Consider the following 13,742-nt stretch of genomic DNA (forward strand, 5'->3'; position numbering starts at 1 on the left):
CTGAATTGAAATTCATTATCTATCCATAAGAAAGTAATTTGTGCGGAAAAATGTTAAATGGGTGCCATGTCGTATTTTTGAAGCTTAAAAGAAATAGCCGTGCCAAAAGGAGTTCTATTGATCAATTTGGGTTCGCCAGACAGCCCAACCCCAAAAGATGTAAAACCATACCTGGATGAATTTTTGATGGATGAGCGGGTAATCGATGTCAATCCCATTCTTAGAAACATCATTGTAAGGGGGATTATCCTGAACACCCGACCCAAGCGCTCGGCAAAAGCTTATGCCAAGATTTGGCGGGAGGAGGGCTCTCCGCTCATCATTATTTCTGAAAGATTTACCGAAAAAGTGCGTCAACAGACTAATATTCCAGTTGCATTGGGGATGCGGTATGGCTCCATGAGCATCAAAAACGCTTTGCAGCAATTGAATGACCAAGGGGTGGACGATGCACTTTTGGTCCCCTTGTATCCACATTACGCCATGTCGTCCTACGAGACTGTGGTGGTAAAGGCGATGGAAGATCAGGAGAATCATTTTCCAGAAATGAAATTGACCACCCTTCCTGCTTTTTATCATAATGCGGATTACATAAAGGTACTTTCCAAAAGCATCAAAGAAGGCTTGGTTGACTTCGACTACGATCACATCCTATTTTCGTATCATGGGATACCCGAAAGGCACATAAGAAAATCCGACCCAACAAAATTCCACTGCAAAATTGATGGGAAATGCTGCTCAACCAATTCCGTGGCGCACCATACTTGCTATCGCCACCAATGCTATGCCACAACAGAACTGGTAAAAAAGGAGCTGGGACTTGACCCAAAAAAAATCAGCACATCCTTCCAATCCAGACTCGGAAGCGACCCTTGGTTGCAACCTTTCACTGATAAGGAATTTGAACGACTGGCCGAGGAAGGGATAAAAAAATTAGCCGTGATAACCCCTGCCTTTGTGAGCGATTGTTTGGAAACTTTGGAAGAAATCGCCATGGAAGGCAAGGAAGAGTTTCAAGAAGCGGGTGGAGTGGATTTCATTCACATTCCGTGTTTAAATGACCGTGACGATTGGGCAGCTTTAATGTCGCAATGGATCAAAGATTGGCAGACTGAAGAAAAACTGCCAGTGTAAATGGCAAAGGTCCGATCAGACGAACTAGGGACTGAACCTATTGGCAGGCTTTTGATCAAGCAAGCGGTACCGGCATCTATCGGTATTTTGGTCATGTCGCTGAACATCTTGGTCGATTCCATTTTTGTGGGCAATTGGATTGGTTCCATAGCCATCGCTGCAATCAATGTAGTCTTACCCGTTTCATTTTTTATTGCCGCTTTGGGAATGGCCATTGGGATTGGCGGTTCCAGCATAATTTCAAGGGCCTTGGGCGCCGACAATCGGGAGAAAGCACTAAAGACATTCGGAAACCAAATCACATTGACCCTGTTGGTCACCGTTACCATGGTGGCATTGGGACTCTATTTTGTGGATGAGCTTATCCCTGCTTTTGGGGGCAAGGGGAGCATTTTTGACCCGGCCAAAGTGTATTACACCATCATTTTGTACGGAATCCCATTTTTGGCCCTCTGTATGATGGGAAATACTGTGATCCGTGCAGAGGGGAAGCCAAAATTTGCCATGATTGCCATGATCATACCGTCGGTTGGGAACCTACTGATGGACTACATTTTCATCTATGTTTTTGATTGGGGGATGCACGGTGCCGCTTGGGCAACCACCGGGGGATATCTCCTTTGCTTCTTTTACATTTTCTATTTTTTTCTATCCAAGAATTCCGAACTGAAAATAAACCTGTCCCATTTTGGGTTGGATAAACCCATTCTCCAAGAAATAGGCTCGTTGGGTTTTGTTACCCTGGCCAGGCAGGCCGTCACCAGTATCACATATTTGCTCATGAACAATATCCTGTTCAACCTTGGCGGAGAGGCCATGGTGGCCGTTTATGCCATTATAGGAAGGATGCTGATGTTCGCCCTTTTCCCCGTTTTTGGTGTTACACAGGGCTTTTTGCCCATTGCAGGCTACAATTATGGCGCGTTGAAATATGAAAGGGTTAAAAAATCCATATACACAGCGATCAAGTACGCAGCTTTGGTGGCTACATTGGTATTCATTGTCTTAATGGCGTTTCCAGCAGAGATTACATCTTTGTTCTTGAGTGATAAGCCCGGACTTTCTCCGGAGGAACTCGCCGCCAATGCCTTTGTTTTGGAACATTCCTCCTTTGCCATGCGACTCGTTTTTGCTGCCACACCCATTATTGCACTACAACTGATTGGCGCTGCCTATTTTCAGGCAGTTGGGAAGGCCGTTCCAGCATTATTGTTGACATTGACACGACAAGGTTTCTTTTTTATCCCATTGATTCTTTTGTTACCACAATTATTGGGTGAGATTGGAGTTTGGATTTCTTTTCCCATTGCTGATGTGTTGGCGACCATTGTCACCGGATACTTCTTGAAGAAAGAAATAGACAGAAGCTTGAGAACGGGAGCAGTCTAAGACTACTCTCCATTGGGCATTAAAGTGGCTGCTTTACTGATGATTTTCCATTCTCCCGATAGTTTTTTGAGCAAGAAAATATCAATAAATCGCATGTTCCTGGATGTGATCCTTATTTCCGCTGTGGCGGTTGCAATGTTGTGGTGCAAGTCAATCGATAGTATGGTTGTTTCACGACCGTTAAATTTTCCTTTGGGCCGCACTTCAAAAAGTGCAGAATACTCTTTAGGGGTCAACACCCATAGTTCCTGCCCCTCTTTGGACAGAAATAGGTCAGCTTCAACATAAAATGCAGATTGGATCATCTCCGGGTCGCTGTAGGACGAGCCCTCCAAGTACTTATTGAGTGTTTCACGGACCAAATCTTCCTCTGACTGAGCACATAGTTGTAGACATAGCACTACGGCGATTAAGAAAAAAGTTGTTTTCATTTTTAGCGGGATTTATTGTTGTAATTTGGGTTTGATTCTGACGATTTTCCCATCTTCTTCATCCGTGAGCAAATACAGTTTGCCTTCGGGACTTTGGGCCACTTTTCTTGAGCGAACCCGTTCATCTAAAAAGAGTTCCTCGACACTTTTGATGGTATCTCCCTTAATACGAAAACGCCAAAGACTGCCCCGGGAAAGACCAGGTACGATGAGGTTGTTTTTCCATTGGGGAAACTCATCTCCTGTGTAGAAGCACAATCCAGTTGGGGCAACGGTATGTTGCCAGAACCAAATTGGCGGGCTAAAAACCACATCTTCGAGTTTGGGCGGGCTGTATTCTTTACTTCGTAAGCTACCTGTGGTTCGATTGGGCCAACCATAGTTTGCGCCAGCCTGAAGCAGGTTGATCTCATCCCCTTGGAGGGTACCATGCTCTGTAAACCATAAATTACCTGTTTCGGGCTGTAGGGCAATACCTTGCGTATTCCGGATACCTAAGGCAAAAATGCTTGGAACCGCATCCTTACCCAAGTCTGGATTATCTTTGGGAATGCTTCCGTCCAAATTAAAACGATGGATTTTACCCCGAGGATCTGATACATCCTGTGCAATTGGCATTTCAGGTTCGTCGTGCTCCCAGAACAGGCGTTCTCCTACGGTAAGATATAATTTGCCATCCGCTCCAATGGCCATTCCTCCGCCATAGTGATAATCGATGTCTGAATAGGGCTCAGCAACCAAAATGGTCTTCAAATCTTGAATTGAATCTTTGGAGAGTGTGGCCTGCGCAAACTTGGTGGTTTTGCCCTCACCTGGTTTTTTTGCGGCATAGGAAAAATAGATTTTCTGATTTTTTTTGTAATCCGGGTGAAGTAATACCTCAAAGATTCCTGAGTTATCACCAAAATGAACGGCACCTATACTGTCCGCGAGGTCAGTAGGGAATCCCTTGATGGTTCTTTTGGTCTTGGCAACTAGGTCTACTAGGACCATATCCCCATTTTTTTCGGTAACAAGTGCTTCCGTTTCATTGAGGAAAGCAATGCTCCAAGGGCGGTTCAATCCTTCAAATACCACTTCTTTTTTCGGGATAATAGGTTCTGTTTTCGATGCTAACTTTTCATGCTGCTGGCATGCGGTCAATATCAAAAGTAGGATGGTCAAAGCGTGTTTCATGGCCAAGAATTTTAGCCAAAGCACATGATTCTAACTCAAAGGGACTTTAAAAATCATGATTTTAAAAACGAATTATCCACTGTTCTTATGTTTCTTTTTGAATTCGGAAGGGGTCTGTTGAGTAAATGATTTAAATGCCAAATTGAACGAAGTGACATTGCCAAAACCTGAGTCATAGGCGATGGATGCCATTTTTTCATCAGAACTTTTTGGTGAAGAGAGCAATTTTTTGGCTTTTTCAATGCGATGATAATTCACAAACTCAGAGAAATTCATTCCTTTTTGCTGGTTGATTACCTGTGACAGCACTCTCGGGGATATTTGCAAAGTTTCGGCAACTTCGGACATTGCCAATTTGGGGTTTAGAAACACTTCGTTCTGCTCCAAAAGCATACCCAACGATTCCATTGCACTTTTGGCAGAGTCTGCATCAATCTTCGAGCCCTGGTATTTTTCAAGGGAAAAAGTATGATTGCGGAGCAATAAAAAAGAAAACATATAGACTAATAAAGTAAAGAAGAGCGCACCACCAATATAAAAGGGAATCAATCCAGTGATATTGCCAATATAGAACAACCAAATGAGGCCTACTCCAATAACTAGGTTTCGATACCATTGATGAAGTTTTGGTTGTGCGATATATCCATATTTCCGTAACAGGGAAGCAGCTAAAATTAGATAGACAAAAAGATGGCCAAAGACTGCATAATAGATTACATAGGAAAGGAGATCGGCTCGATTGGGAATCAATGGACTGAGTAGCATAAACAGCACATAAGGCAGGAAATGTGCATATTGGACACCCTGTATTTCTTTGAACCTATGAAACAGTAAACCTCCATAGAGCCATAATGAGGGTCCCACCAAAAGTATACCTGCTATGCCGATGTTTCGTTGCCAGGGTTCCAGATCCAGATAGACGTTGAGTATGGATTTGCCAATCCGCAGGACGAGTCCCAAAATCACCAAAACCAAAATCCGGTGTGCCATTTTGTTCCCTTTCTGAAGCGTTAGCAGATAGGCACAGAGAAAAAGGCCCTGGGCAATACCAAGGCTACATAGCACTAGGATTATGGTTTTCTGTTCCACGCAATAAAGATAAAAATTGAAAGGATTGGTTTTCTTTCAGTAATTTAGAAAGCAAATGAATAACGGATGAGACATTTCACCATAGCATGCGGTATGGCTATCTTACTTATTGTAGCTTGCAACGACCAACCCGAAAAAGAAACTATGCACACCCTTTTTATAGGCACCTACACAGATGGGGAGAGCGAAGGTATTTATAGGTATTCTTTCAATGCTGGTGATGGAAGTCTGACCCAGGATACTTTGGCCGCCAAACTTCCCAATCCGTCGTACTTGACCATTTCCAAGGATGGTTCACATCTTTACGCTGTTCAAGAAACCGCCGATTTTGATAGTTTAGGAGGTGGAGTCACCACTTTTAAACTAGATAATGGAATTCTGAGCGCGCTTAACAGTATGGGATCTCAGGGAGCCCATCCTTGTCACATATCGCTATCCGGTGATGGGTATCTCGCTGTTTCAAATTACACGGGCGGAAACGTTGCCATTTTTAATTTGCAACAGGACGGCTCGTTGGGCGATAACCCGCAAGTTATTGATCATAAAGTTTTAGATTCGACCCTCACGCCGCATGCACATATGGCCCAGTTTATCAAAAATGGACTTTTTGTGGCGGATTTGGGGCTACATGCCATAATGCGCTACCAAGAAGGGAATGGGAAATTTGTTCCAGGGAATCAGAAATCCCTTGTTTTGCCAGAGGGTGCCGGACCAAGACATTTTACTTTCAATGATGACGGCAGTATACTTTATGTGATCAACGAGTTGAATTCCACCGTTACTGTTTTTCAGGCAAGTACTGATGACGGTTACCATGAAGTGCAAACCATTGGGACCTTAGATGAAAACTTCGACGGGAATAATTCTTGTGCCGACATCCATTTGTCGCCAGATGGTAAGTTTTTATACGGCTCGAACCGTGGGGAAAATACCATCGTAATTTTTGGTGTTGACCCCAATACAGGAATGCTCGATTTAAAAGGCAGGGAATCCGTTCATGGAGACTGGCCCCGTAATTTTTCTTTGGATCCTTCGGGTAATTTTCTATTGGTGGCCAATCAAAGGAGCAACAATATTGTGGTATTCAAAAGGGATTTTGAAACCGGAACTCTGGAATTCGCAAGTGAAACGAAACAATCAAGTCCGGTTTGCTTGGCATTTTTGAATCACTGAAACCAGCTTCACTCGCAGCGATAGGTTTTTTCATTTAATGAGAATGTATTTGAATCATTGGGCCTAAGGGCACCATGCCAAGAATCTTTGTACCATTTTTCCGGTTCGTTTTCATTGCGATAATCCGCGGTAAAAAATGAAAAGTCCTCATTAAAGGTGATGACGATATCGCCTTTTCCGTCGGCATCATGCCATCTTCCGGTCATGATGTTTCCCTTTAGCCGCCCCCATACACCTCCAAGGGCCTTCTTATGGGCAAGATAATAGGCCCCCGCGACTTCATCATTATCAATCAGCAGGTCAAATCGGCCAATCTCTGTGCAATACCTTTTGGAGAACACGGTATTTTTTTCTGATTCTTTACCCTGATCTACCATATTATGAATAATCAGGCGGTAGTTTTCCAAAGTAGAGGCATCAATAATTTCACTGGTTTCTTGATTCAACACATCCAATTGGGAATCCCCAATAAAAAAGATAGTGTCACCATGTAGATCAAAGGTGGTTGGGATATCCGAGGAGCGGGCAAAGTTTTTCAATTTCTCTTTTTGGACCACCTCCGAGTTTTTTTCATTTAGGTAAAATCGATAGATACCATTTTGGGTGGCATCCCGTTTGCTGTTCACAATGGCAATCAAACTGTTACCGTAGAATTTCATGCCGTCAATTCCTTTGTGATCATTAGGTTTGTTGATCAGTTTTTTAGTGGCAAGGTCCAAAATGCGAATACCATGGGTGTACGAGGCAAAATACAGCAACCTGTCATCCGGCGAAATAGCAATCCCGTTGGGGTGTTTTATTTGGTCATCGGAGAAAAACACCTCTAGTTGATTTTTGGACTTGTTGATGGTATATATGTTGTTGCTTTCTGAATCTGTAATGAAAACATCGCCTTTGGAGCTGATTGCAATATCGTTGAGATAGATAAAATCCGGTTGGTTCAGTGAATAGGATCCAATCAACCTCCCCGAAGTGATATCCAGTAACAGCAAAATGGATTTATTGTTGGTTTTTGCAAGACTGTTGCCCAGGGCGTACAAAGTGTCCCCTTTTATGGTCATGCCAAAACCGGAGAGGTACCCATATTGACCTGTGCTTATAAAATCTTCCGGATGGGATCCATCGAGATTGCTTCGAACAATTTTGTTCTTTACCAGACTGTTGAGGTATACTTTATTCGATGGTAAATGCACAGCGATCCCTTCTGGAATCAAATCTTTTTCAAAAGCTAAATCAACGGTCTGCGCCTTTAAGCTTAATGAAATAATCATGAAAGACCACAAAAGTTTTTTCATGGGTTGCTTGTTTAGTACAATTTACTTGAAAAATGGACCTGTGCTCTTGAATAAAATGTTAAACTGAACAAGAATTTGAATGGACCGTGCTTGGAATCATTCCACCTTCTTAATCCCAGATACATGGGAAGCTATAGCTTTCCATACGCCCTTCCGCTTGATCAAAACGTTGCTGGATTGATAGATGGTCTCAATAGAATCGTTGAAAATATGGCCTGTACCGCAGATCATCGCAGTACCGTTGGGCAACACATCCAAACGTTTTATCTCATAAAAAAAGGAATCGTTTTCCATTGCATGTTCTTTTATCCATTCGAGCTCCATGGCTTTATTGGACCATTCCCCACTAGCATCTACCATCTGAAAATCATCTCCGAGAATGGCGTTCAGCAAGACGGTATCCTGTTCCCGATAGGCCTTGGGCCATTGTACTTCTTTTAAGTTTCTCAGGATTTTTTGGTCTTCTTGGGGAATTGTTATGTAAGTAGGGTCGATCTCTTTTTTGGTTTGGCAAGAGATCAGTACAATCAATCCAAGGGCGATATGGTAATTTTTCATGTTTCGATTTTTAGGATTGAAATTACTATGGCAAACTAAAACTTAATAAAATTAAGGTGTAAGCTGCGGAAAAAAAGGGGTTAGTTGCGGAATCTAGATATGTGATAGTTCCTGAAGATAGGTTCTACTGAACTTAAGGTGGTCTCCGGTTTTTAAATGAATTTTGCCGTCTCCGTTATTGTTTTTTTGGATTTGATCAATGAATTCTGAATTCACCAAATAGGAACGATGTATCCGTTTGAACGTATTTGGGCAAAGCGTTCGCGAAAATGAACGGAGGCTTTGGTATTTTACAAACCGGCCTTTTTCCGTGTGCAGAACAATACAATTGTTGCTCGTCTCCACATATACAATCTCATTAGGTTCCAACAAAAATTGAGACCCTTTTTTTGAGACAGTCACCCTCCTTTTTTGTGCTATCGTATCGTTTTGTTGGGGCACATGTTGGTCTTTTTTGACACTAACAAAATAAAAGAGCAACGAAAAATAGCAAAGCAAGTTCACGGCCACATTGTTAGTAAGGCTGGCATTGAGTATATTGAAACTGGGCGAGGTGCATTGGTATACAGTGGTCATTAGAAAAACAACCAACAACTGCCCTATAAAAATATTGATAACAGTTGCGGAAAACCCTATCCCTCCCTGAACGAGTATACTTTTTCCTGTTGTATCAAAAGCCCATTTTTCTGCCCAGACCTTAATTTGATTGGAAGAAATGTTCCAAAAGAAAAAACTGGTAATAGCAAGAATTGACAACTCCGAAAAACAAGTGACACCCAAGCTTTCTTGGAACATACGGCCAATGCCCATGTTGAGAAGAACAAAAAGGGTGATCAATGTTAGGCGCCTCTGCATGGCATAAAAATACAGAATCTATTGGTTGGGATGTCTGGTCTTTAACACAGTTTTGCAAGATAGGCCAGTAAAAAAAAGCCCACCGTGAATAGCGGCGGGCCTTTCTCTTCTGTTAAGACGCTTTTGGCAAAAAAAACAAACTACTGCACGCCTTCCACTTCCATTATTTTCTTGAGCTGTTCCTTTTTCATCAGAATCATTTCTTTTCCTTTTTTGATGCTGGCATCCAACTCGTCCAATTTTTGCTCTGCTTTTTTTAGGCTCTCTTCTTTTTCCAGGATTATCTCGGAATCCTCTCCTTTTTCCCTGGACTCCTCAACCCTTTTTTTCGCATCATCCAATGCCCTTCTTCCGCGTATTAGGGTCTCTTCGTCCTCCACCAACTTCCTCTCTGATTTCTCGATCATTTCCTTGGCCTGTGATGCGCGGTATTGTCCAAACTCTTTACCGGACATATCTCCTTTGTTCTTTCCGTAGGCATTGCCCTTGTTTTCCTTCTGCTTGTGCAATGGTTTTTCATCCATTGGGTTATCCTCTTCATTTCCAAGCTCCCGCTCATTGCGGTCCTTTTCTTTTTCGGTCTTTTCCTTTCGCTCTTTTATTTTTTCCTCGGCCTGTTCCTCAACGGCTTCTTTTTCCTTTTTTGTTTTTTTCTGGACTTCCTCGATCTTTTGCTTTCCTTTTTCTTGGGATTTCCCCTGAGCATTTGCACCAGCAAGTGCTGCCAAGAAGAAAAGGCTTACCAATAGAATACGTTTCATAAGTTTTGAGTTTTTTGGTTAAATACTGTCTAGTTCCTTAATCATTTCTTCAACTTCTGAGGCTTTTTGCTCCACTTGGTTCAACGTGGAATCAACGGCTTGTTCCACCGATTCGATTTGTTCCAATTTTTGATTGAGTTCTTGTTCATCTTTTTCAGAATTTTTGCACGCAACGGCAAAAACCAGGATGATCATGCTGGTTGCGAATAGTTTTTTTGTGGTCATGTTAAAAAAGTTTAAATATATACGAACAAAAAAAGAAGCATAGATCATTTGCCATCAATAACCGTCTATTTGCCGGCAACCAATATTATGATGGCAATTAGTATCAAACCCAATAGCACAACAAAAAATATCTTCCAAAAACTATACGGCCGGGTTCCGGAGATTTGCCCGTTTTCTCCATTGATGAAAAAATTGTATTCCTTGCCCTGATAACGGTACGCACTGACATAAACAGGCAGCAAAATATGTTTGAAAGTCTCCTCGGATAATTTCATATCCATGCCGGTAACCCGTTGCGTGTCACCACCTATATCCCTGCGGCACCATCGCTCGGCGATATCATTGGCGACATCTTTGGCAAGTAAATGCCCGTCCTTTAATGGGATTGTATATTTTTCGGTGACAAATCCAGATAAAAAGCTGCTATGGAAAGGCTGAAGCTTTTTAAGGTCCCAATGCGCAATTTTCATCGGAATTCGACCTGATTTTTGTTGGGATGCCTTGATCAATGTGTCGTCCACAAAGCTGGAAACTTGCCCCGAGGCAGGATACCATCGCGTCTTTCTTACCTGCTGGGTCACCATCTTTCCATTGGCATTGCGAACCCTACGGGTTTCATAATAATATTCCCCCCTTTGTCCTGTGTAAGAGGCAAAAAGCTGGGCATCGAAAGTCCAGTAGGGTAAATACAGCCCTTTCGTAAATTGGGGGTCCAAGGCCGCTTTCTTCAATTTATTTGGAGCGAACCAAAGACGTTTTACCCATGTTTGGAAAATAGTAAACGACTTCCGTTGATCAATCTGAAATGGGAGCACCGCACCTGGCAAGATCCAATTTTCGGTGTAGGCATCCTCCAATATCAATGGCATGCTGCAATACACACAGTGTAGCGATTTGTAGTTTTCCTCCACATGTTGGTTGGCCCCACAATTTTTACAGTGCAACATGGAGATTTCCTCACCATGCCGTTGCGCACCCATTTCCTTTAGATACGGATACAGCTCCTGCTCTTCAAACCCATTTGCATCAATTTTGATGGTTTCTTGATGGCCACAATATTCACAACTGATGTTGGTGGTCCCGGGCAAGTATTTAAGCTCCGCCCCACAATTGATACAGGCTTTTTTTAGTTCGGTTGTTTTTACAGTTTCTTCCAAAAGCGCTATTTGTAATTCTTAATGAAAAGAAGATTCCCATACACTTCCTTGTCATACTGAACGAAGTGAAGTATCTCATTGGCCCTTGTAGGTTCCGTGGGATTCTTCATCAACCTTTTGGTCGATTCAGAATGACGGAACGAGCGTTATTGTCATGGTAATGGAGGTGGCGTGTTTCCTCCCAAAAACGATTTCAGTTCTTCAACTTCCCTCAGAGGAGCCCATGAGGCCATGCCCTGTTTCCAGATCAAACTGTCCCTATTGATGGTACGCCCAGCAAAAAGTGCCTGTAGTTGCTCAAAGGAAACAGGTCCTTGCTGGGTTCCATTCACCGCATAAAAATATTGGACAGCAATTGGCATCGGTGGAGGAACAGAAGCTCCTACATGTTGCACTTGTGAAGCGCCACCCATTTGCGGATTCATCATCTGTCCCATTTGTTGCGCCAATACGAAGCCCATTCCCATTCCCATTCCGGCCCCGGCGGTACCACCTTCGTTTTTAGCTGCGGCCTCCATGGCCTTGGCGGCCTTGAATTGGGCCAATTTTTGCATGTCAAGTTTGTCCAATCGGCTATACTCAAAAATTTCCTTTTTGAGGTCTTCGGGCATGGAAACATTTTCAATGTAGAATTTCTCCAACGAAATACCCACACTTTGAAATTCGGGGGCCATCACTTCACGACAGGTGTCTGAAAGTTCGGTGGTGTTTGCCGCGTAGAGTTCGATGGGTAGATTGGCCTGGCCCACTGTATCGGTAAACCGTGTTGCGATTAAGCTTTTAAGGTGCTCATTGATCTCAAAATTGGTGAAGTTGCTATCTGTCCCCACAATGTCCTTGATAAACTTTCCGGCATCCGAAATCTTGAAGGCATAAGTGCCAAACGCCCGAATCTCTACCAATCCAAAACGGTCATCACTTAAAGTGATGGGACTTTTCGTGCCCCATTTTTCATCAGTGAACAGATGTGTGTTCACAAAATAGACTTCGGCCTTGAAAGGTGAGTTGAATCCATATTTCCAACCCTTCAAAGTGGCCAATATAGGTAGGTTTTTGGTGGTCAGGTCATAGGTGCCCGGGGTAAAGACATCGGCCAACTGGCCTTCGTTCACGAAGACAGCGGTTTGCCCTTCCCTTACAATAAGCTTCGCTCCGTTCTTGATCTCGTTTTGATAGCGTTCAAATCGGTGCGCAATGGTGTCGTCGGTATAGTCGAGCCACTCAACAATGTCAATAAATTCATTCCTGAGTTTTTCCTTGATTTTTCCAAAAATATCCATGGTGGTGTTTTTTAATGTGTTTGACCTTTAAAGCTATAAAAAAAGTATAAGGTTTTCATAAGGTTAGTATGAAATCGGGGCAGGTTGTTACAGTAAGTGATGTTGAAACCTCAGTCTACTTTTCCGGCAGCTTTCAATAGCTCCAAAACTTTTTTCTTGGGAAGTGCTTCAATGGTATGGCCACCCCTGCCTACCATGGTTTCCGCTGCGAACAAAGAGTTCAAAATGGCCTCTTCTGTGGCTTCAATGGTGGCCAGAAACAAAGGGGTCATGGCCTCATTTCGTAAAGAGGGCACAGTTTGAATGGGTTTGTCGCTTTCATACGGAATCCGGCAAGCATCCGCCGTGGAAGCGGCAATAACATAATCACCACTGCCATTGCTGGCTATGCCTCCTGTCCTTGCCAGACCCAACATCGCCCTTTTGGCCAAGCGTTCCAAATTTCTGGAGTCCAAAGGCGCATCGGTCATTACCACCATCATGCACGAGCCGTCCACAGCATATTTGAAGTTATCGGAATAATGTCCCAATTGTTTTCCCACATCAACTCCGGCCACTTTAATCATTCCCCCAAAATTGGTCTGTACCAGTACACCTACGGTGTATCCTCCCGATTTTTTTGGCAATATTCTGGATGATGTGCCAATGCCTCCCTTAAAACCAAAGCAGATGGTTCCGGTTCCGGCACCCACATTTCCTTCAGTAACTGGGCCAGATTTTGCACTTTGGATGGCTTTCAGCACATCTTTTTCTGATACATGCATACCACGAATATCGTTGAGATGACCATCATTGGTTTCTCCCACAACGGCATTGACCGAACGCACATTTTCATTACCGGAAAAATTTAAGGTATACTCTACCACTGCATTCACCGCAGTGGCCACCGAAAGGGTATTGGTCAAAACAATTGGGGTTTCCAAATTGCCCAATTCCCTTACTTGGGTATAGCCGGCGAGTTTGCCGAAACCATTGCCAATATAAATGGCAGCAGGAACTTTTTGTTGGAAGATGTTCCCGTCATAAGGTAATATTGCCGTGACACCGGTACGGATGCTATCACCCTGAATCAAGGTTGTATGACCAACTAGTATACCGGGGACATCGGTGATGCCATTTAAGGGACCGGGATGTAGTGCGCCAATTTCAATACCGTAATCCCGAAGGCGGTTTTGGGAAAAGGAAAGGAGTGGCGCCATGATGAAGACAACTAAATAAT

14 protein-coding genes are annotated in these 13,742 nt (G+C 43.2%); 3 read left to right on the top strand and 11 right to left on the bottom strand.

Annotated elements, in window-relative coordinates; all coding sequences use genetic code 11:
* The first annotated feature begins 99 nt into the window (after positions 1-99).
* Both hemH and K7G75_RS03660 read left to right on the top strand, forming a co-directional pair.
* Complete coding sequence (hemH, locus tag K7G75_RS03655; protein WP_222982868.1) at positions 100-1,134, top strand: ferrochelatase; 1,035 nt, start codon at positions 100-102, stop codon at positions 1,132-1,134.
* Positions 1,135-2,523 (top strand): MATE family efflux transporter, encoded by a 1,389-nt coding sequence (locus tag K7G75_RS03660; RefSeq protein WP_222982869.1) that lies wholly within the window; start codon positions 1,135-1,137, stop codon positions 2,521-2,523.
* Between the two features lie 2 nt (positions 2,524-2,525).
* On the opposite strand, the gene K7G75_RS03665 is transcribed toward K7G75_RS03660, so the two are convergent.
* The 3 genes from K7G75_RS03665 to K7G75_RS14815 all read right to left on the bottom strand — a co-directional run bounded on the left by K7G75_RS03665 (position 2,526) and on the right by K7G75_RS14815 (position 5,219).
* The gene (locus tag K7G75_RS03665; protein ID WP_222982870.1) at positions 2,526-2,954 is read right to left on the bottom strand and encodes a nuclear transport factor 2 family protein; all 429 of its coding nucleotides are present in this window, start codon (positions 2,952-2,954) and stop codon (positions 2,526-2,528) included.
* A gap of 12 nt (positions 2,955-2,966) precedes the next feature.
* Positions 2,967-4,130: a PQQ-dependent sugar dehydrogenase gene (locus tag K7G75_RS03670; RefSeq protein WP_222982871.1), complete on the bottom strand. Its 1,164-nt coding sequence runs from the start codon at positions 4,128-4,130 to the stop codon at positions 2,967-2,969.
* Between the two features lie 72 nt (positions 4,131-4,202).
* Positions 4,203-5,219: a helix-turn-helix domain-containing protein gene (locus tag K7G75_RS14815; RefSeq protein ID WP_222982872.1), complete on the bottom strand. Its 1,017-nt coding sequence runs from the start codon at positions 5,217-5,219 to the stop codon at positions 4,203-4,205.
* A 66-nt stretch (positions 5,220-5,285) separates the two neighbouring features.
* On the opposite strand from K7G75_RS14815, the gene K7G75_RS03680 reads away from it, so the two are divergent.
* Entirely contained in the window at positions 5,286-6,392 is a 1,107-nt protein-coding gene (locus K7G75_RS03680) for a lactonase family protein (RefSeq protein ID WP_222982873.1), read from the top strand.
* Positions 6,393-6,400: 8 nt separating this feature from the next.
* Here the strand turns inward: K7G75_RS03680 and K7G75_RS03685 are convergent, their stop codons facing one another.
* The 8 genes from K7G75_RS03685 to K7G75_RS03720 form a co-directional block, all read right to left on the bottom strand.
* Positions 6,401-7,687, bottom strand: a complete 1,287-nt coding sequence (locus K7G75_RS03685; protein WP_222982874.1) for an SMP-30/gluconolactonase/LRE family protein — start codon at positions 7,685-7,687, stop codon at positions 6,401-6,403.
* 96 nt (positions 7,688-7,783) lie between these two features.
* On the bottom strand, positions 7,784-8,245 hold the full coding sequence (locus K7G75_RS03690) for a nuclear transport factor 2 family protein (protein WP_222982875.1): 462 nt from the start codon (positions 8,243-8,245) through the stop codon (positions 7,784-7,786).
* 93 nt (positions 8,246-8,338) lie between these two features.
* Positions 8,339-9,100 (bottom strand): LytR/AlgR family response regulator transcription factor, encoded by a 762-nt coding sequence (locus K7G75_RS03695; protein WP_222982876.1) that lies wholly within the window; start codon positions 9,098-9,100, stop codon positions 8,339-8,341.
* Between the two features lie 140 nt (positions 9,101-9,240).
* Entirely contained in the window at positions 9,241-9,861 is a 621-nt protein-coding gene (locus tag K7G75_RS03700) for a hypothetical protein (protein WP_222982877.1), read from the bottom strand.
* 18 nt (positions 9,862-9,879) lie between these two features.
* Complete coding sequence (locus tag K7G75_RS03705) at positions 9,880-10,086, bottom strand: hypothetical protein (RefSeq protein WP_222982878.1); 207 nt, start codon at positions 10,084-10,086, stop codon at positions 9,880-9,882.
* Between the two features lie 65 nt (positions 10,087-10,151).
* A complete protein-coding gene (locus tag K7G75_RS03710) occupies positions 10,152-11,243 on the bottom strand; it encodes a TFIIB-type zinc ribbon-containing protein (protein ID WP_222982879.1) in 1,092 nt (363 codons plus the stop codon).
* A gap of 152 nt (positions 11,244-11,395) precedes the next feature.
* Entirely contained in the window at positions 11,396-12,523 is a 1,128-nt protein-coding gene (locus K7G75_RS03715) for an SPFH domain-containing protein (protein ID WP_222982880.1), read from the bottom strand.
* Positions 12,524-12,633: 110 nt separating this feature from the next.
* Positions 12,634-13,722: a DmpA family aminopeptidase gene (locus K7G75_RS03720; protein WP_262420236.1), complete on the bottom strand. Its 1,089-nt coding sequence runs from the start codon at positions 13,720-13,722 to the stop codon at positions 12,634-12,636.
* Positions 13,723-13,742 lie beyond the last annotated feature (20 nt).

It is taken from the genome of Flagellimonas meishanensis, assembly GCF_019880545.1.
GTDB classification, from domain to species: Bacteria; Bacteroidota; Bacteroidia; order Flavobacteriales; family Flavobacteriaceae; genus Flagellimonas; species Flagellimonas meishanensis.